Raw genomic sequence first — 19,236 nt, 5'->3', positions numbered from 1 at the left:
CCCGGTGCCGTTCAGCCGCGGAGGTGGGCGGGCGTCTCCGTCGGGCAGACCTTGTGCACGAAGGCACGGCGCAGCCCGTGGTAGGGCTCGTCCGGGGCGGTGAAGTTGCGCCGCATCCGTTCCAGCTCCTCGGCCCGGTAGGCGGAGAGCGGCTTCTCCTCCTCGTCGCGGGCCCGGCGGCGCTTCTTCTCCAGCAGCCGGGTGTCGAGGTCGGGCGAGGCGGCGAGGGCCACCGCCTCGCGGTGCACCCGGCGGCGGAACTCCGCGGCGCTGCCCGGCATCACCCGGTCGGCCAGGCCGAGGCGTTCGGCCTCGTGGGCGCCGACCGGCAGGGCCGCGCCGGTGAGCCGGGCCGCGGTGTCCGCCCCGACGCGGCGGGGCAGGGTGTACGTCCAGTACTCGGAGCCGTACAGGCCCATCAGCCGGTAGTGCGGGTTGAGCACCGCGGAGGTGCGGCACCAGACCTCGTCGGCGGCGATGGCGAGCATCACGCCGCCGGCCGCCGCGTTGCCGGCCACGGCGGAGACGGTGACCCGGTCGGTGGTGGTGAGGATCGCCTCGACGAGGTCGTCCATGGCGTTGATGTTCCGCCAGGACTCCTCGGCGGGGTCGGCGGCGGCCTCGACGGTGTTGAGGTGGATGCCGTTGGAGTAGAAGTCGCGTCCGGGCCCCAGCACGATCACCCCGGTGGGGCGGGTGCAGGCGGCCCGGTAGGCGTCGAGCAGGCGGCGGCACTGGCCGGTGCTCATCGCGCCGCCGGGGAAGGCGAATTCGAGGAAGCCGACGCCGGCGTCCTCGTGGTAGCGCAGCTCCGACCAGGTGGCGCGGCGGGCCGCGTCCCACGGGGTGACCGGCACCTCCGGCACGCCGTCGAGGAGGGCGCCCAGCACCTGTGCGGCGGGCAGCTTGTAGGTGGCCGGGCCGCCGGGCGTGCGGCGCGGGCGCAGCTGGGGGATCCAGACGGCGCCGTCGGTGGTGGCGCGGCAGATCGCGCCGTGCCGGGTGGCGACGACCGTCCCCGGGGTGCCGCGCAGCTCGTCCTCGGGGTGGCCGCCGTGGAGGAAGTACTCGGTGCCGTGGATCACGTCGAGGACGCCGGGCTGGGAGTCGCCGGAGCGGAGCTTGCGCAGCACGGCGGCGGTGTCGTCGGCGGCCCAGTCGATCCGGCGGTGCTCCTGGGCGTGGTAGGGCCGGAGGCGGCCGCGGACGTCCCAGCGGGTGGTGTCGAGCGGCTCGGGTTCGAACCAGCCGCTCTCGTGGCGTTCGACGGCGAGCAGGACGGCCTCCAGGGCCGCGTCGGCGACCTCGTTGCGGTAGGCCTCGCTCTTGCCGCAGGCGGGCATCCGGAACGGGACGGACGCCCAGACGGGCCCGGCGTCCATCTCGGCGACCGCCTGCAGCACGGTGACGCCCCACTCCTCGGCACCCTCGTGGATCGCCCAGTCGAGCGAGGACGGGCCGCGGTCGCCCTTCGGGCCGGGGTGGACGATGAGGACGGTGTGCCGGCTCCAGATGTCCTCGGGGACGGCCCGGGTGAGCATCGGGGCGAGCACGAGGTCGGGTGAGAAGCGGGCGACGGCGGCCCGGACGGGCTCGTCGCCGAGGGCCAGTTCGACGGCCACGGTGTGCCCGCGGGCACGGAGTTCGGTGTGGACGCGCTGGGTGAGGCTGTTGAACGCGCTGGCGACGAGCAGGATGCGCAAAGTGGCCCTCCGACGGCATGTCAGCAGTGCTGCGGGTGTGCCCGGCCGGTACGGGCGCACCGGGGTGCGCCCGGGCGCGGAGGCGGCGTCACGGACCGGGTCGCACCCGTCGGCGGGCCGGCGGGTCCGGTCATCCAACCATGGTCATGGACACGCAACATCCTGGATCGCGACCGGGTGCAGGCCCTGCACAACACTCTCCCCGAACACCCGTCCCGGCCGCCGGACCACCGCCGGATCACCACCCGTACGCCACCCGTACGCCACTCGTCGCGCTCCCCCTGCGCCCGCCCGCCTCGCCCGCGCTCGGCCGCGGCGGCCTCCCCCGCGGAACGCGACCGGCACCTCGCGGCCGCGGCCGACGGCCAGGCGCAGGATGCAGAAGGAGATGAAGCCGAAGCCGATGCCGTTCGTGATCGAGTAGGTGAACGGCATCATGACGATCGTCAGGAACGCCGGCATCGCGATCGTCCAGTCGTCCCAGTCGATCTCGCGGATCGAGTTCGCCAGGATCAGGAAGCCGACGGCGACCAGGGCCGGGGTGGCGGCCTGCGCGGGCACCATGGTGGCCAGCGGGGTGAGGAAGAGCGCCACCAGGAAGAGCGCGCCGGTGACGATCGACGCGAAGCCGGTGCGGGCCCCCTCGCCGACGCCCGCGGTGGACTCGACGTAGCAGGTGTTGGCGGAGCAGGAGGCCGCACCGCCGGCCGCGGTGGCGATGCCGTCCACCATGAGGATCTTGTTGATGCCGGGCAGGTCGCCCTTCTCGTCGAGCAGGTGCGCCTCGTCCGCGACGCCGAGGATGGTGCCCATCGCGTCGAAGAAGCAGGACATCAGCACGGTGAAGGTGAACAGCACGCCGGTGAGGATGCCGACGTGCTGGAAGCCGCCGAAGAGGTCGACGTCGCCGATCAGGCCGAAGTCGGGGGCGGCCACCGGGTTGCCGGGCCAGGTCGGCACGGTGAGGCCCCAGCCCTGGCCGATGTTCGCGACCTGCTCGATCACCAGGGCGACGACGGTGGCCACGACGATGCTGATCAGGATGGCGCCGGGCACCTTGCGCACCATCAGCACCAGCGTGAGCACCAGGCCGACGACGAAGACCAGCACGGGCCAGCCGACCAGGTGCCCGGTGCCGCCGAGCTGCAGGGGCACGGTGGTGTGGGCGGCGTCGGGGATGCGGCTGACGAAGCCGGCGTCGACCAGGCCGATCAGGGCGATGAAGAGGCCGATGCCGATGGCGATGGCCTTGCGCAGGCCGAGCGGCACGGCGTTCATCACGCGCTCGCGCAGGCCGGTGGCGACCAGCACCATGATCGCGATGCCGGCGAGCACCACCATGCCCATGGCCTCGGGCCAGGTCATCCGGGGTGCGAGCTGGAGGGCCACGATGCTGTTGACGCCGAGGCCCGCGGCCAGGGCGATCGGCACGTTGCCGATGACGCCCATGAGCAGCGTGGTGAGGCCCGCGGTGAGCGCGGTGGCGGTCACCAGCTGGCCGCTGTCGAGGTGGGCGCCGTTCATGTCCGTGGCGCTGGCCAGGATGATCGGGTTCAGCACCAGGATGTAGGCCATGGTGAAGAAGGTCGCGACGCCGCCGCGGAGCTCGCGGGGCAGCGTGGAGCCGCGCTCGGAGATCCGGAAGAAGCGGTCGAGGGCTCCGGCGGAGGGCTTCGGAGCGGGGGAGGGCGCGTCGGCCACGGGGGTCGACTGGGCCTTCGGAGGCATGCGGGGGTCCTCGCGGGTGGTGGGGGGCACGGGGAGGGACCGTGGCGGCGCTGCCTGGTCCACCGGCGGCCTGGGGGGGCGGTCCGACGGACGCGCGGACAGCAACCGGAATGTCCAGTATGAGTTTTCGCTCGTGCACGCGCCATCTTCGCGCGTAGAAAAGGCCCCTTACCCGGCGCGGGCCGTTCCGCCCGGGCCTTCCGCAGCAGCCCGCACCCGCCCCCGTACCCTAGGGGCCATGGCCAAGACCCCCCTGCGCCCCTCGCCCCCGCCGCTGGAGGCCAACGACGTCGCGATCGTCGGCGGCGGCACGGTGCTGTGGTTCGTCGCGTTCGTGGTGCTGCTGCCCTTCCAGGGCGCGCTCTCCGACCACGGCCACGGCAGCTGGCCGTGGATCTGCCTGTCGGGCGGCCTGCTGGGGCTGATCGGCCTCTGGTACTGCCGGGCCCGCCGGGACGCCATCCGTCGCTCCCGCGCCGCGGAGGCCGGGGCCGCCACCGGCGCCGACGGCCCCGCCCCGGACGGCCCCGCCACGCACCTGGACTGATCCCCCGGGGGCCGCCCCTCCCCCGCAGCCCGAACGCCGCACAACCGGCGCACCGGACATTCCGCCCACCTAGAGTCGATGCCATGACGCATCCCGCGGAGGGCATGGCCGAGGCCGGGAACCCCGGCCCGGGCGGGCGGCACGGCGGGCTCACGGCGGCCGAGGTCGACCGGCGGGTCGCGCGCGGCGAGGTCAACGACGTCCCCGTCCGCTCCAGCCGCTCGACCCGCGAGATCGTCCACGCCAACGTCTTCACCCGCTTCAACGGCATCATCGGCGTGATGTTCGCGATCATCCTGGTCGTCGGCCCGGTCCAGGACGGCCTCTTCGGCCTCGTCATCGTCGCCAACACGCTGATCGGCATCGTCCAGGAGCTCCGCGCCAAGCGGACCCTCGACGGACTCGCGCTGATCGGCGAGGCCAGGCCGCGGGTACGCCGCGACGGCACCGCGCAGACCGTCGCCACCTCCGCGATCGTGCTCGGCGACACCGTGCTGCTGGCCATCGGCGACAAGGTCGTCGTGGACGGCTCCGTCGCCGAGGCCGACGGGCTGGAGATCGACGAGTCGCTCCTCACCGGCGAACCCGACCCCGTCCTGAAGCGGCCCGGCGACCAGGTGATGTCCGGCAGCTTCGTGGTCGCCGGCTCCGGCGCGTTCACCGCCACCCGGGTCGGCCGTGAGGCGTACGCCGCCCAGCTCGCCGAGGAGGCGAGCCGGTTCACCCTCGTCCGCTCCGAGCTGCGCACCGGCATCGACCAGATCCTGCGCTTCATCACCTTCCTGCTGGTGCCCACGGCGGTGGGCCTGGTCATCAGCCAGCTCGCGGTCGAGGGCCGCGACTGGCAGGAGGCCGTCCGCCGCATGGTGGCGGGCATCGTGCCGATGGTCCCCGAGGGACTGGTGCTGCTGACCTCGGTGGCCTTCGCGATCGGCGTGGTGCGGCTCGGCCGCCGCCGGTGCCTCGTGCAGGAGCTGCCCGCGATCGAGGGCCTCGCCCGGGTCGACACCGTCTGCCTCGACAAGACCGGCACCCTCACCGAGGGCGGCATGGACCTCGTCGAGCTGCGGCCGCTCACCGACGGCCGCGTCACCGACGCCGACCGGCAGGTGCTGCGCGAGGTGCTCGCCGCGCTGGGCGCCGCGGACGCCCGCCCCAACGCGTCCATGCAGGCGGTGATCGACGCGTGCGGGCCGCCCCCGGACGGCCGGCGGCCGGTGCTCGCGGCGATGCCGTTCTCCTCGGCCCGCAAGTGGAGCGCGGCCCGGCTCGCGGACCCGGCGGGCGGCGAGGCCAGCTGGCTGCTCGGCGCCCCCGACGTGCTGCTGCCCTCCGGGCACGCCGCCCTCGGCGAGGCCGACGCCCTGGGCGCCCGGGGACTGCGGGTGCTGCTGCTGGGCCGCTCGGCCGTACCGCTGGACGCGCCCGACCCGGCCGCCGGGCTGGAACCCGCGGCACTGGTGGTGCTGCAGCAGCGGCTGCGCTCCGACGCCTCCGCGACCCTGCGCTACTTCGAGGGCCAGCAGGTGCGGGCCAAGGTGATCTCCGGCGACGCCGCGGTGTCCGTCGGCGCGGTCGCCACGCACCTGGGCCTGCCCGGGGCCGAGCAGCCGGTGGACGCCCGCACCCTCCCGGCGCACGGCTCCCCCGAGTTCGCCGACCTCGCCGACCGCACGTCCGTCTTCGGGCGGGTCACCCCGCAGCAGAAGCGCGAACTCGTCGCCGCCCTGCAGTCCCGGGGCCACACCGTCGCTATGACCGGCGACGGCGTCAACGACGTGCTCGCCCTGAAGGACGCCGACATCGGTGTCGCCATGGGCACCGGCAGCGACGCCACCCGGGCGGTGGCGCAGATCGTCCTGCTCGACGACTCGTTCGCCACCCTCCCCTCCGTGGTCGCCGAGGGGCGACGCGTGATCGGCAACATCGAACGGGTCGCCAACCTCTTCCTCGTGAAGACGGTCTACTCGGTGCTGCTCGCCCTGCTCGTGGTCTGCACGCACGTGCCGTACCCGTTCCTGCCGCGGCACTCCACCGTGCTGTCGACCCTCACGATCGGCGTGCCCGCGTTCTTCCTCGCACTGGCGCCCAACAACGAGCGGGCCCGCACCGGGTTCGTCCGGCGGGTGCTGCGGCTCGCCGTGCCGGGCGGGGTGATCGCGGGCACGGCCTGCTTCACCGCGTACATGCTGGCCCGGCTCGACACGTCCACCGGGCTGGAGGCGGACACCAGCGTGGCGACGCTGACGCTGTTCCTCGTGGCGATGTGGGTGCTGGCGATCGTCGCCCGGCCGTACACGTGGTGGCGGCTGCTGCTCATCGCCGCGATGGGCGGGGCGTTCGCGCTGGTGCTGCTGGTGCCGTGGCTGTCGGACTTCTTCCAGCTGGAACTGGTCGGCGTGCGCGGCCCGCTGACCGGTGTGCTGATCGCCGGGGTCGCCGGGGTGCTCCTGGAGATCACCTGGCGGATCGTGGTGCTGCGCACCGACCCGCCGGAGGACGGCGGCGAGGGCTTCGCGGAGGCGCGGGCCGGGTAGCCTCACGCCGGACGGAGGGGGGCGCGGGATGGGGCGCAGGGGCGGGGAGCTGGAGGCCTTCATGGCCTTCTGCGCGGGCCTGGCGACGCTCTTCGGCGGCTGGCTGCTGGGGGCGCTCGTCCACCTGCCGACCTGGGCGGCGGCCGTCGCCGCGGCCACGGCGACGCTGGGGACGTACCACCGGCTGCGGGTGCGCCCGGCCGCCCGCGCCCTGCGGACGGCACGGGCGGCGAGGGCGGCCCAGGAGGCCAAGGCCGGAGCCGCCGGGGCCGGAGCCGCCGGGGCCCGCTCCGCCCCGGGCGCGGCGGGCCGGGGCGGAGCGGGCCGGGCGGCTCAGGACTCGTAGTCGCGGGCGGCGAGCAGCTCGTAGGCGCGGTCCGGCTCGGCGAGCGCGGCGAGCACCTCGAAGCGGCGGTGCCACTGGCCGACCGACCAGGCGAGGCCCGCCGCCAGCCCCTCGGGCGTGGCCGCGTGCAGCAGCCCCGGCACCGGCGGCACCTCGAACTCGTCGTCCTCGTCGCCCGGCTCGGCGTCCTCCGGGGCGTACGGCGCCTCCGGGGCCTCGGCGGCGGTGTCCCAGCGCCAGTCGACGTGCGCCTCCCCGCCGTCCGGCCCGACGACGAGCAGCTCGTCGTGCTCCTCGTACACCGCCGGGCAGCCCGGCAGGAGCTCGCGCACGACCGCGGGCACCCGGTGCAGGGCGCCCTCGGAGAGCACCCGGCCGCCCGCCACCTCGCTGGCCAGCGAGACGTGCAGGCGCTCGGCGAGCGCCGCGGCGAACTCCGGGGCGACCGGCAGCACCGGGTGGTCGTGGAGCAGCGCGACGAGGTCGGGGGCGTCGGCGACGACCGCCTCGGAGGCGTCCACGATCACGGTGGTGTCGGGGCGGCGGCCGATCTCCGGGTCGAGCGGGGCCAGCGCGCGGACGACGTCCGGCGGGTCGACCCGGTCGGCCGGCAGGGCGGCCAGCGCCGTGTGGATGCCGTGCAGCTGGCGGTGGGACACCTCGGAGACCTCGTCGACGAGGCGGTCGAGCAGTTCGTCCGGTCCGTGGGTCTCGGCGAGCAGCGCGGCGAGGGTGGTGCGCACCCCGAGGGCGTGCAGGAACGTCTCGTCGAGGGTGGTGCGCGCCTCGTCGTAGAGGCCGCGCAGCAGCGGGTCGGCGCCGGCCGCGCGCAGCCCGGCGGGCTCGCGGCCGTCCAGCACCGGGTGGTCGCGCAGCCACCACGCGGTGTAGGGCGGCAGGTCGACGTACCGGCCGTCCGGCAGCAGGGTGCGGACCGGGTCGACCACGGCCGCCCGGTACGGCGGGCGGGCGAGCACGGCGAGCGCCTCGGGCCACGCGGAGTCGTCGACCAGGTCGAGGTCGCGGACGGCGAGCAGCTCGGCGGCGACCGGCGGCACGCCCAGCTCGCCGGCGTCGTCGGCGTGCAGGGCCTCCAGGGTGTCCTCGCACCACTCGGCGAGGCCGTCCGGGGCCTCGTCGAGCAGCCCGGTCGGGGCGCCGCCGGCGGCCCGGTCGGCGGGCGCGGTCGGGTCGAGGCGCTCCAGGTCGTCCGGGTCGAGCACGACGTCCTCGGCCCGGACGAGGACGAAGCCGGCCAGCGCACCGGCGGCGGCCAGCACGTCGGGGCCCCAGCGCTCCAGCAGGTCCTCGTCGACGTACGCGGCGTCGCCCTCGCGGGCCAGCGCGGCGAGCGGGCTGTCGGGCAGGATCAGCTCGCCCGCGCGGCTGAGCTCGCCCTCGTCGTCCGGCAGGGCGAGCCGGGCCAGCCACGGGCGGTCGCCGGGCGAGGCCTCGGCGGCCTTCACCAGCGCGAGGACGGCGTCGGCGAGGTCGACGGCCGCGTCGAAGTCGTCCTCGCCGACCTCCAGCGAGCGGGCGACGGCGGCCTGCACCTCGGGGGTGTCCAGCACGCCGGCCGGGGTCGCGGTGGCCGCGCCCAGCTTGGCGAGCAGCGGGTGGGCGGCCTCCGGGTGGGCGAGCCGCAGGTCGAGCAGGCCGAGGGCCTCGGCGAGGGTCTCGGGGTACCCCTCGTAACCGGCCCAGTCGGAGGCGTCGGAGGGCAGCAGGACGCGGCGCGGCCCGGTCACCGTCCGGCCGTCGGCCAGCGGCACGGGCAGCGCGCCCAGCGACTCCGGGTCGGCGCCGGCCAGCGCCGCGTAGAGGTTGCGCCACCAGGCGGGTTCCCGCTCCAGGCCGCCGAGCTGGTCGACGACCTCGGCCAGCGGCACCCGCCGGACGTCGAGGGCGCGCAGCTCGGGGCGGCGCTCCAGGCCGGCCGGCAGCAGGCCGGGGAAGATCGGGGCGAGTGCGGCGACGACGGAGGTGTCGGCGCCCTCCAGCAGGGTCGCGTCGCGCGGGCGGAGGGCCGGGGTGCCCTCCTCGACGGGGCCGGGGTGCGGCAGGAACGGCGTGTCGGGCAGCCGGTCGAGGATCGCGGCGCGCAGCGCGTTGTCGAGGGCGCCGCTGCCGAGGGGGCCGGGGACGAGGGAGAGCGAGCCGAGGTCGCCGCCGCGGGCGCGCAGCAGGTCGGCGTAGGCGTCCGCGGCGCGCTGGGTGAGGAAGTCGGTGAGCGGGCCGGGTGCGACGTGCCGCCGGGTGGGGTCGAGCGGGTATCCGGCGATCAGCAGCGCCGGGACGCCGAGCGGTTCGTCGCTGGGGGTGGGTGCGTGCACGACGGCGGCGGTGCGCAGCTGCTGCGGCACGCCGGAGTCGGAGACGGGCACGGCCCAGGTGACGGACCAGAACGGGCGGGCGCGCTCCTCGGTGGTGCGGTCGGCGAGGAGGTCGGCCGTGACGGCGCCCTGGGCACCCGCGGTCTGCCAGACCGTACGGCGGTCGCCGTCGGTGATGGTGACGGTGGTGAGGTTGTCGGGGCGCGGCGCGTCGGCGGACCGGGTCAGGGTGCGGACCCCGGCCGAGGTCTCGACGACGATCTCGGCGAGGCCGGGCAGGGTGAGCAGGAGCGCGTCGTCGATGTCGGCGAGGAGTCGCCGGGTGAGGTCCTCGGCCGCGGCGTCGCGCAGCGGCAGGACGACCACGGTGTGGTAGCCGTCGGGGGCGGCGCCCTCGGCGGGGAACGGCAGCCGCAGCAGCGGCACGTGGCCCTCGCGGCGGCGCAGTTCCCCGGCGAGCTGGGGCCGGGCCTCGGTGAGGGCGTGTGCCTCGCTGAGCGACCAGCGCACCGAGCCGTGCGTGGAGAGCACGGCGGGCTCGTCGGTGACGGCGAGCACCGCGGAGAAGCCGACGCCGAAGCGGCCGACGGTCGGGGTGCCGTCCTCCGCGCGCTTGGCGGAGGCGCGGAGGGTGGAGAGCGACTCGACGGCGGTGGCGTCCAGCGGGGCGCCGGTGTTGGCGACGGCGAGGACGCCCTCGTGCAGGGTGAGGCGGAGCCTGCCGGGGGCGCCGCCGGCCCGGGAGGCCGCGTCGGCGGCGTTCTGTGCGAGCTCCACGATCAGCCGGTCGCGGTAGCCGCCGAGGGCGAGCTCCTCCTCGGCGTTGGCGTCCTCGCGGAAGCGTGCGGGGGCGGCCGTCCAGGCGTCCAGCACCCGGCGGCGCAGCCCTGCCGTGTCGAAGACGTCCGTCGCCTGTCCGTCCGTACCGCCGATGATCCGAGGCTCCACTGGCCCTGCCGCCTTCCGCCGTCTGCACCCTGCGCTGCGTACGGTCCGCATTCTCCCCTGTCCGGAGCGGACTTCGGACCGGGGGACGGCGCGGGTCGCGGTGGCGGCCGACGGCGGGTCAGGAGTGGCCGAGCTCCTCGGCGGGGGCGTCGGGCTCGACGGAGCCCCCGGTGCGGTCGGGGTGGAGGGTGAGCGGCTCGACGACGGTCTCGTCGAGGATCAGCTCGGACGGGGTCGGCGGGGCGGGCAGCACGGCGGCCTCGGAGTGGCCTCCGCAGCCGTAGCCGAACGCGACGACCTGGCCGTCGGCCGGGCCGAACTCGTTGCCGCACACGCCGAACGCCTGGCCGAGCGAGCCGCCGATCGGGATGAGGAAGCCGCAGCTGTCGCAGTTCGCCGGGGCGGCCTGCGCCATCGGCGTCTGCGGGCCGTAGGTGGAGTCCCAGCGCTCGGCGGCCAGGTGGAGGCCGAGCCGGGAGAGCACCCGCGGGCGGGCCAGGCCGAGCTCCTCGGCGATCGCGCCGATCCGGGCGCGGGCGGGCACCGGCTGCACGTGCGGGTCGCTGAGGACGACGTCCTCGTCGGCCGCCTCGCCGAACACGGAGTTGGGGGCGGGCTCGTCCTCGCCGCTCCAGCCGGGCTCCAGGCGGAGGTCGTCGGCGCCGGTCGGCAGGAGGTCGCCGGGGCCCATGTCGCCGGGCCGCAGCCGCTCGCTCCACGGCACCCACTGCGGGGCGAGGACCGCGTCCTCGCCGGGCAGCAGGACGACCTCGTCGAGGGTGACGTTCTTGGCCCGCGGGGCCCGGGCCACGGTGACGGCCCAGTGCCAGCCCCGGTAGGCGGCGTCGAGGCACTCGAAGGAGTGGGTGACGACCCGGTCGGCCTCGGCGCGCACGCCGAGGGAGGCCCCGACGGTCTCCGGGCCGACCATCTCGACGGCGGCCTGGCGGGCGAGTTCCACGGCTTCGGCACAGAGCCGGTCGGGGGTACGGCTTCGCATCGCAGCGCTCACGGCGTCGATTCTCTCCCAGTCCTGTTGTCCGGCGGTCACCCTCGCACGGCCCGGCGGGCCGTCCGGGGGAGTCATGCCCCGCCCGCCGCCGGAATCTGCACGAGGGGCACCTCTATTCTGCGCGACCCGGACCCGTCCCCGGGACCGGCCGCGCCGCCCCCGCGCGGTGCGTCCCGCCCGTACGTGCTTGGTGCAGGCTACCCGCCGGTCGGCGTCCGGGCACAGCCCGGGGCGGCGGCACGACTCCGGGGAAGCCGTGCGCGGTCTCGGTCGTACGGAGGGACGTTCTCGGGCAGGATGGCGTATGTGGCGGACGAGACTCCCTCGCAGCACGGCGTGGACGCTCCGCAGCCGGATGGCCCCACCGGGGCGACGGCTGTGCCGCCGCAGCAGCCTGATTCCGCCGGCGACCCCGCTCCGCCCGACGGCGGGACGGCCCCGCCGCGGGCCGGACGGGCGAAGAACGTGCTGGTCCGCGGGGCTTCGGCGGCCGGCGTGCGGACCGGGCGGGTGGTGCACGGCACCGGGCGGCGGATCCGCCGGGCGACCTCCGCGGAGGGCGCGGGCGAGTCGGGCCTGGCGAAGCTGATCGAGCTGCACGCGCTGAATTCCTTCGGCGACATGCTGATCACCATCGCACTGGCGTCCACCATCTTCTTCTCCGTGCCCACCGGTGAGGCCCGCGGCCGCGTCGCGCTGTACCTCCTCATCACCATGGCGCCGTTCGCGCTCCTCGCGCCGGTCATCGGGCCGCTGCTGGACCGGCTGCCGCAGGGCCGGCGGTCGGCGATCGCGATCGCGATGCTCGCCCGGGCGGTGCTGGCGTGGACGATGGCCGGCTCGATCTCGGGCGGCGGCCTCGCGCTCTATCCGGAGGCGCTCGGGGTGCTGGTCGCCTCCAAGGCGTACGGAGTGGTGCGCAGCGTGGTCGTACCGCGCCTGCTGCCACCGCAGTTGTCGCTGGTCAAGGCGAACTCGCGGGTGACGCTCGCCGGGTTGCTGGCGACGATGGTCGCGGCGGGGGTGGGCGGGCTGCTGCACCTGGCGGGGCCGGGGTGGCCGCTGCGCGGGGCGTTCCTGGTGTTCGTCGTGGGCACGCTGATGGCGTTTCACCTGCCGCACAAGGTGGACTCCGCGAAGGGCGAGCAGCGTGCCGTCCTGCACGCCGACGAGCACGGCCCGAAGCGGTCGCGGGCCCGGCTGCGCGCGGTCGGCCCGTCGGTGATCCTGGCGCTGCGCGGCGTGTCGGGGCTCCGCGGACTGGTGGGCTTCCTGGTGATGTTCCTGGCGTTCCTGATCCGCAACGACCCGGTGGGCGGCCTGCCGTCGACGGCGGCGCTGGGCGTGGTGGCCGCGTCGGCGGGCGTCGGCAACGCGCTCGGGTCGGTGCTGGGGTCGTGGCTGCGGACGCGCGGCTCGGAGGCGACGGTGACGGCGATGCTGCTGCTGGCCGCGCTCGCGGCGGGTGCGGCGGCGCTCTGGTACAGCCTGGTCACGGTGGCGGTGTTCGCGGCGGCCTCGGGCATGGCGGCGTCGCTCGGCAAGCTGGCGCTGGACGCGCTGATCCAGCGCGACGTGCCGGAGTCGGTGCGCACCTCGGCCTTCGCCCGCTCGGAGACGATCCTGCAGCTGTGCTGGGTGGCGGGCGGCGTGGTGGGCATCTCCATGCCGTTGAACCCCACGCTGGGGCTGGCGACGGCCGCCGGGGCGATGGGGCTGATGCTGCTGTGGACGCTGCGGTCGCTGTTCAAGGTGGGGCTGCGCGGGCCGGCGGCCAGGCCGCGGGTGGCGTAGGCCGGCCGCCCGGCCGGGCCGGCGCGGGCCGGACCGCTCGGCCGGGGGTGGCACGGGCCTGCGCGTCGGCCACCCCCGCGTCGCGTGATCACGAATGCCCGGTAGCCTCTTGCCCATGAGCCTCAGCACCCGTGCAATCGCCGCCCTCGGCGCCGTGGTCGTGATCGGCGCCGGCACGGTCGGCTTCTCCGTCTGGCACGCCAGCGACCAGGGCAAGCCCGACGAGAACGTCGCCACCCTGACGGTCGGCCGTTCCTCGATCACCTCTGCGCCGTTCTGCGACAACGGCGGCAAGGCGCTCGGGCAGGACGCCCTCGCGAAGTGCCAGGCGGACGCCAAGACGGCCCGCGACAAGGGCTCCCTGCCCACCTCGGACGTCCGTGCGAGCGACCGGATCGGCGTGGGCGTGCCCACCGGCGTCGCCGACCGCGGCTGGTTCGCCTTCACCGACGGCGGCTCGCAGGGCCAGGCCCCGCTCGCCCAGGACTCCCGCGGGACGACCTGGTCCGGCTCGGTGCCGGCCTCCACGGTGCTGAACTCGACCGGCAAGACCCTGGTGACCGTGGTCGAGGCCGACCAGAAGACCCAGGAGATCCTCGGCATCTGGTACTTCGACCTGAACACCAAGGACAGCTGACCGTTCCGGCGATGGGCCAGCACCACGACGACGAGCAGTCCGGCCCCGCGGCCGGGCTGCTCGTCGTCGTCGCCGTGCAGGCCGAGGCGGACGCCGTGCTGCGCGGTGTCGGCGCCGCCGCCCGCCCGGTGGCGGGGCCCGGCGGGACGCTGCACCGGACCGTGCACGCCTCGGGCATTCCGGTGGACGTCCTGGCGGGCGGGGTCGGCCCGGCCTCGGTCGCCGCGGCGACGGCGGCGGTGCTGGCCGGCCGCCGCCACCGGACGGTCGTGTCGGCGGGCATCGCGGGCGGCTTCCCCGGCGTCGCGCCGGTGGGCTCCGTGGTCGTCGCGTCCGCGATCCTGGCGGCCGACCTGGGCGCCGAGACGCCGGACGGCTTCACGGACGTCGCGGCGCTGGGCTTCGGCCGGGTCCGGCACGTCCCGGCGCCGCCGCTGGTGGCCCGGCTCGCGACGGCGCTGGACGCCGCCGCCGGCCCGGTGCTGACCGTCACCACGGTGACCGGCAGCGCGGGACGGGCGGCCGAACTGGCGGCCCGCCACCCGGGTGCGGCGGCGGAGGCCATGGAGGGCTTCGGGGTCGCCGAGGCGGCGGCGCTGTTCGGGGTGCCCGCCTTCGAGATCAGGACCGTGTCCAACCCCGTCGGCCCGCGCGACCGCGCGGCGTGGCGGATCAAGGAGGCGCTGGAGGCCCTGGAGCGGGCCTTCGCGGCGCTGCCGTACCGAGAACTGCTCCAGGAGTCCGCCGATGGCTGAGCCGCTGCGGGTCGCGTACTCGCCCTGCCCGAACGACACCTTCGTCTTCCACGCCTGGGCGCACGGCCTGGTGCCCGGCGCCGACGCACCCGAGGTGCTCTTCGCCGACATCGACGTCACCAACGGCATGGCCGAACGCGGCGAGCTGGACGTGCTGAAGATCAGCTACGGGCAGCTGCCCTGGGTGCTCGACGAGTACGCGCTGCTGCCGTGCGGCGGGGCGCTCGGACGCGGCTGCGGGCCGCTGGTGCTCACCCGGGAGCCCGGCGCCGACCTGACGGGCGGCACGGTGGCGGTGCCGAGCGAGCGCTCGACCGCGTACCTGCTGTTCCGGCTGTGGGCGGCGCGGGCGGTGCCCGGCGGCTTCCGGGAGATCGTCGTCATGCCGTTCCACGAGATCATGCCGGCCGTCCGGGACGGCCGGGTCGACGCCGGTCTGGTCATCCACGAGGCCCGGTTCACGTACCGGCAGTACGGGCTGCACAGCCTCGCCGACATGGGCGAGGCCTGGGAGCGGGCGACCGGCCTGCCGATCCCGCTCGGCGCGATCGTCGCCCGCCGGTCCCTGGGCGCCGACCGGCTGCGGGAGCTCGCCGACACCGTCCGCGCCTCCGTGGAGGCCGCCTGGAAGGACCCGGAGAGCTCCCGGCCGTACGTGCTCGCGCACGCCCAGGAGATGGACCCGGCCGTCGCCGACCAGCACATCGGGCTGTACGTGAACGAGTTCACCGCGGACCTCGGCGAGGAGGGCTACGCGGCGGTGGAGGCCCTGCTCACCCGGGCCGCCGGGGAGGGCCTGGTGCCCTCCGTCGACCCGGGTGCGCTGCGCGCCCGCTGAGCGCGGGTCAGACGTCGAACTGGTCGGCGACCGCCCGGAGCAGCACGGCCAGCTTCTGGCCGGTCGGCTTGGCCGGGTAGCGTCCCCGCTGCAGGCCGGGCAGGACCGCGTCGAGCGTCGTGATGAGGTCCTGCACGATCGGCGCCATGTCGTCCGGACTCTTGCGCTGGGCGGCGGCCACCGACGGCAGGGCCTCCAGCAGCGTGACGCTCATCGCCTGGTCACCGCGGTGACCGGCGACGACGCCGAACTCCACGCGCTGGCCCGGCCGCAGCGTGGTGACCCCGGCGGGCAACGCCTTGGTGTGGACGAAGACGTCTCCCCCGTCGTCGCGCGACAGGAAGCCGAAACCCTTCGTCTCGTTGAACCACTTGACCTGGCCGGTGGGCATCTCGAACTGTCCTCGGTGTGGGTGTGGGCGGGGAACGGGCCGTGGACCGGCCCCGCCGGGCGGACGGCGGGCCGACCACCCTACGCGGACGGACGGCGTCGCTCAGCAGATTAACGATCCCTCGACGCTCACTCGCGAGCGGCGCACGATCGGGACGGGGGCCGGGAGCGGCCGGGACGCGGCGAGACGCGATCCACTGGCGAGCACCCCCCGGACGAAGCGGGGCAACCGATCAACCCCGTGCGAGGGCTGCATACCCGGCCCGGCCCGCGGTCGAAACTTTGCGTCCCCGGAGAACTGCGGGCAGTGACGGACACCACGTGCCCGCCCGCAGCGCATAGGGTGACCGCATGGCCCTCACCGTCGGTTTCGACCTCGACATGACGCTGCTCGACACCCGGCCCGGCATCCGGGCCACGTACGACGCGCTGTCCGCGGAGACCGGCACCCCGATCGACAGCGCGCTCGCGGTGACCCGGCTCGGGCCGCCGCTCCTGCAGGAGCTCGCCCACTGGTTCCCCGCCGAGCGGCTCGACGCGGTCGCCGCCCGGTACCGGGAGATGTACCGCGAGCACGCGCTGGCCCCCACCGTGCTGCTGCCCGGCGCCCGGGAGGCCGTCGCCGCGGTCCGCAGCCACGGCGGGCGGGTCGCGGTGATCACCGGCAAGTACGAGCCGAACGCCCGGCTCCACCTCGACCACGCCGGTCTCGACGCGGACGTCCTCGTCGGCGACCTCTGGGCCGAGACCAAGGGCGACGCGCTGCGCGAGCACGGCGCGGACGTGTACGTCGGCGACCACCTCGGCGACATCGTCGGCGCCCGCGCCGCCGGCGCCGTCGCCGTGGCCGTCGCGACCGGCCCGTACGGCCCCGACGCGCTGCGGGCCGCCGGGGCGGACGTCGTCCTCGACGACCTCACGGCCTTCCCCGACTGGCTCGCCGGCTACCGCGCGGGCTGCGTCCCGGCCTGAGCCCGGCGCTTCTGCGCCCGGGCCGACGCCAGCACGCCCGCCATCGACAGCAGGAAACCCGCCGGCATCAGCATGCAGAGCCAGTACGCGGCCGACGGCAGCGGTGTCAGGTCGAAGAACAGCGGCACGAACGTCACGAGGGTCGCGACCGCGCCGGCGGCGAAGACGATCACCCCGGCGCGGACGAGGGCGTCACCGCGGTCGGCGGACGGATTGCTCACAACAGGCTCCTCACAGCACGGACATCCGTCAGTCTCGCAGCAGAACGCCCCCGCCGAACGGCGGGGGGAGGTTCACCCTGTGCGCCGAGTCCTCCCGGAAATCCCGCGGCCATCCTTGAAACTGAGGCTGACCACGGGGAACGGGAGCGCATGCCATGGGACTGACCAGCCACAAGGTCCTCGCGCTGTCCGCGCTGATGACCACGGCCGCCGTCGTGGCCACCGTCTGGCTCTGGCCCCGGCTCGCCCGGCCCACCTGGACGGCCGTCGCCGGAAGGCTCGGCACCGTCATCGGCACCCAGCTCGCCGTGATGTGCACCCTCGGACTGCTCGCCAACAACTACTTCGCCTTCTACAGCAGCTGGCAGGACCTCCTCGGCACCGGTGACGACGGCCCGGTGACCATCCAGAACCGGCTCGACGGCCGCGACCACGGCGTACGGCGGATCTCCGCCGAGAACATCCGCAGCAGCAACACCCTCGGCCGCGCCCCCGCCGAGGTCGGACGCCTGGAGAAGGTCCGCATCCCCGGCGCGGGGACGGGGCTGTCCACCGAGGGGTACGTCTACCTGCCGCCGCAGTACTTCCAGCCCGCGTACGAGAACCGGCGCTTCCCCGCCGCGATCGCCATCACCGGATTCCCCGGCGACGCCCGCAACCTCATCACCAAGCTCAACTACCCGGCCACCGAGCTGCAGCTCCTCCGCGAGGGCCGGACGAAGCCGACCGTGCTCGTCCTGATGCGCCCCTCCCCCGCGATGCCGCGGGACACCGAGTGCGAGGACGTCCCCGGCGGGCCGCAGGCCGACAGCTACTTCACCCGCGACGTGCCCGCCGCCGTCCGCGCCGCGTACCGGGTCGCCGACGGGCCCGGCAGCTGGGGCCTGATCGGCAACTCCACCGGCGGCTACTGCGCGCTGAAGCTCGCCATGCGCCACCCGGACGTCTTCTCCGCGGCCGTCTCGCTCTCCGGCTACTACCGGGCCGCCGAGGACGCCACCACCGGCGACCTCTTCCACGGCGACGAGCACCGGCGCGAGGACGCCGACCTGACCTGGCGCCTCGGCCACCGGCCGCACCCGCCCGTGGCCCTGCTCGTCGGCGGCAGCCGCGAGGGCGACGGCGACTACTACGCCGCCACCCGGCGCTTCACCGCCGCCGCCGGGGACGGCCCGACGAAGATCTCCTCGATCACCCTCGACACCGGCGGCCACAACTTCCACACCTGGTCGCGGATGCTGCCCGCCTCGCTGGGCTGGCTCGGCGAGCACCTCACCGACCCGCGGCCGTGACCGGCCCCGCCGCCGACGGCTGCGGCGGGAACGGCTGGGGCGGGAACGGCCGCGACGGGAACGGCTGCGGCGGGAACGGCTCCCCGGAGAAAGCGGGCAAATCACCCATAATCGGTCGGAGATGCCCGCCTCACGGGAGGTCCCGATGCCGCACCAGCCGACCCGCCGGGCCGTCCTGACCGCCCTCGCCGCCGGCACCGGCGCCGCCCTGACCGGCACGGCCCTGACCGGCTGCACCACGCACAGCGTCCGCAGCACGGCCCCCGCCGCCTCCGCCGGCGGCGCCACGCCCACCGACAGCCCCAGCCCGCGTCCCACCCCCAGCGTCACGGTGACCACGGCGACCGGCCCGGTCGCCGTGCCCGGCGGGCCCGTGCGCGTCGTCGTGCTCGGCAGCCCCGAACTCGACTCCGCCATGACCCTCGGCATCACCCCCGTCGGCGCCACCCGGTCCGCCCTCGACCCCGGCCTGCCCGACTACTGGCCCGCCTCCCGCCTCGCCGAGATCGCCCACGTCGGCGACACCGGCAGCCCCGACCCGGCCCGCATCCGCGCCGTGGAGCCGCAGGTCGTCCTCGGCAGCCAGGACCGCGACGGCACCCGCCTCGCCACCCTGCAGCGGATCGCCCCCACCGTCCTCACCCGCACCCCCGGCCCGCCGTGGAAGGAGAACTTCCAGCTGCACGCCCAGACCCTCGGCCGCCAGGAACAGGCCGCGGCCGTCACCTCCGAGTACCGCCGGCACACCGACCGCGCGACCGCCGTGATCCGCGACGCCGGGTCGGGCGGCCGGCGCATCAGCGTCCTGCGGTTCGTCGAGGGGCCGCCGCCCGGCGTACGCACCTACGGTCGGCAGAGCTTCCTCGGCACCGTGTTCACCGACCTCGGACTCGGCCGCCCCGACCTCCAGAACACCGCCCAGGACGAGATCGACCTGCCGCCCGGCCAGCTCGGCCGCGCCGACGCCGACTTCCTCTTCTACGCCACCTACGGCGACCCCGGCCGCGCGGGCACCACCGCGACCCTCGCCGGCCCCGTCTGGCAGTCCCTGGGCGTCGTCCGCGCGCACCGGGCCTTCCCCGTCGACGACCAGCTGTGGTTCCAGGGCGTCGGCTACACCGGGGCCAACCTGCTCATCGGCGAACTCCAGCGCTTCCTCGGCGGCTGAGCCCGCACCGCCGGC

The 19,236-nt window shown here is 75.5% G+C and carries 15 protein-coding genes and 1 pseudogene; 10 read left to right on the top strand and 6 right to left on the bottom strand.

Annotated elements, in window-relative coordinates:
• Positions 1-11: 11 nt before the first annotated feature.
• Together SNE206_RS04735 and SNE206_RS04730 are read right to left on the bottom strand one after the other, a co-directional pair.
• Complete coding sequence (locus SNE206_RS04735) at positions 12-1,703, bottom strand: enoyl-CoA hydratase-related protein (protein WP_407912067.1); 1,692 nt, start codon at positions 1,701-1,703, stop codon at positions 12-14.
• 333 nt (positions 1,704-2,036) lie between these two features.
• Positions 2,037-3,431: pseudogene (locus SNE206_RS04730) on the bottom strand (NCS2 family permease); the annotation flags it as partial.
• Positions 3,432-3,669: 238 nt separating this feature from the next.
• Here SNE206_RS04730 and SNE206_RS04725 point away from each other — a divergent pair.
• The 3 genes from SNE206_RS04725 (at position 3,670) to SNE206_RS04715 (ending at position 6,861) form a co-directional block, all read left to right on the top strand.
• Positions 3,670-3,978 carry a DUF2530 domain-containing protein gene (locus SNE206_RS04725; RefSeq protein ID WP_407912066.1) on the top strand — a complete coding sequence of 103 codons (309 nt, stop codon included), beginning with the start codon at positions 3,670-3,672 and terminating at the stop codon, positions 3,976-3,978.
• Positions 3,979-4,061: 83 nt separating this feature from the next.
• The gene (locus tag SNE206_RS04720; RefSeq protein WP_407912065.1) at positions 4,062-6,515 is read left to right on the top strand and encodes an HAD-IC family P-type ATPase; all 2,454 of its coding nucleotides are present in this window, start codon (positions 4,062-4,064) and stop codon (positions 6,513-6,515) included.
• Between the two features lie 28 nt (positions 6,516-6,543).
• On the top strand, positions 6,544-6,861 hold the full coding sequence (locus tag SNE206_RS04715) for a hypothetical protein (protein ID WP_407912064.1): 318 nt from the start codon (positions 6,544-6,546) through the stop codon (positions 6,859-6,861).
• Here the strand turns inward: SNE206_RS04715 and SNE206_RS04710 are convergent.
• Together SNE206_RS04710 and SNE206_RS04705 are read right to left on the bottom strand one after the other, a co-directional pair.
• A complete protein-coding gene (locus SNE206_RS04710) occupies positions 6,849-10,142 on the bottom strand; it encodes a sacsin N-terminal ATP-binding-like domain-containing protein (protein WP_407912063.1) in 3,294 nt (1,097 codons plus the stop codon). The genes SNE206_RS04715 and SNE206_RS04710 overlap by 13 nt on opposite strands.
• Before the next feature lie 118 nt (positions 10,143-10,260).
• Positions 10,261-11,142 carry a DUF3027 domain-containing protein gene (locus tag SNE206_RS04705; RefSeq protein ID WP_407912227.1) on the bottom strand — a complete coding sequence of 294 codons (882 nt, stop codon included), beginning with the start codon at positions 11,140-11,142 and terminating at the stop codon, positions 10,261-10,263.
• Between the two features lie 390 nt (positions 11,143-11,532).
• On the opposite strand from SNE206_RS04705, the gene SNE206_RS04700 reads away from it, so the two are divergent.
• The 4 genes from SNE206_RS04700 to SNE206_RS04685 all read left to right on the top strand — a co-directional run bounded on the left by SNE206_RS04700 (position 11,533) and on the right by SNE206_RS04685 (position 15,178).
• Positions 11,533-12,948 (top strand): MFS transporter, encoded by a 1,416-nt coding sequence (locus tag SNE206_RS04700; RefSeq protein ID WP_407912226.1) that lies wholly within the window; start codon positions 11,533-11,535, stop codon positions 12,946-12,948.
• A 115-nt stretch (positions 12,949-13,063) separates the two neighbouring features.
• Entirely contained in the window at positions 13,064-13,585 is a 522-nt protein-coding gene (locus SNE206_RS04695; protein ID WP_407912062.1) for a hypothetical protein, read from the top strand.
• An 11-nt stretch (positions 13,586-13,596) separates the two neighbouring features.
• Positions 13,597-14,340 carry a futalosine hydrolase gene (locus SNE206_RS04690; RefSeq protein ID WP_407912061.1) on the top strand — a complete coding sequence of 248 codons (744 nt, stop codon included), beginning with the start codon at positions 13,597-13,599 and terminating at the stop codon, positions 14,338-14,340.
• A complete protein-coding gene (locus tag SNE206_RS04685) occupies positions 14,333-15,178 on the top strand; it encodes a 1,4-dihydroxy-6-naphthoate synthase (RefSeq protein WP_407912060.1) in 846 nt (281 codons plus the stop codon). Before SNE206_RS04690 ends, SNE206_RS04685 begins: the two co-directional genes overlap by 8 nt.
• 7 nt (positions 15,179-15,185) lie before the next feature.
• On the opposite strand, the gene SNE206_RS04680 is transcribed toward SNE206_RS04685, so the two are convergent.
• A complete protein-coding gene (locus tag SNE206_RS04680) occupies positions 15,186-15,569 on the bottom strand; it encodes a cold-shock protein (protein ID WP_407912059.1) in 384 nt (127 codons plus the stop codon).
• Positions 15,570-15,919: 350 nt separating this feature from the next.
• On the opposite strand from SNE206_RS04680, the gene SNE206_RS04675 reads away from it, so the two are divergent.
• Entirely contained in the window at positions 15,920-16,540 is a 621-nt protein-coding gene (locus SNE206_RS04675; RefSeq protein ID WP_407912058.1) for an HAD family hydrolase, read from the top strand.
• Here SNE206_RS04675 and SNE206_RS04670 read toward each other — a convergent pair.
• The gene (locus SNE206_RS04670; RefSeq protein WP_407912057.1) at positions 16,513-16,761 is read right to left on the bottom strand and encodes a hypothetical protein; all 249 of its coding nucleotides are present in this window, start codon (positions 16,759-16,761) and stop codon (positions 16,513-16,515) included. The two genes, SNE206_RS04675 and SNE206_RS04670, sit on opposite strands and share 28 nt — an antisense overlap.
• Before the next feature lie 155 nt (positions 16,762-16,916).
• On the opposite strand from SNE206_RS04670, the gene SNE206_RS04665 reads away from it, so the two are divergent.
• A complete protein-coding gene (locus tag SNE206_RS04665; RefSeq protein WP_407912056.1) occupies positions 16,917-18,053 on the top strand; it encodes an alpha/beta hydrolase in 1,137 nt (378 codons plus the stop codon).
• 145 nt (positions 18,054-18,198) lie between these two features.
• Positions 18,199-19,221, top strand: coding sequence for an ABC transporter substrate-binding protein (locus tag SNE206_RS04660; protein WP_407912055.1), 1,023 nt, complete (start codon positions 18,199-18,201; stop codon positions 19,219-19,221).
• Positions 19,222-19,236 lie beyond the last annotated feature (15 nt).

Source organism: Kitasatospora sp. NE20-6, from assembly GCF_045862635.1.
The sequence above is the reverse complement of the archived record's forward strand: the minus strand, read 5'-3'. Positions and strand labels throughout refer to the sequence as shown.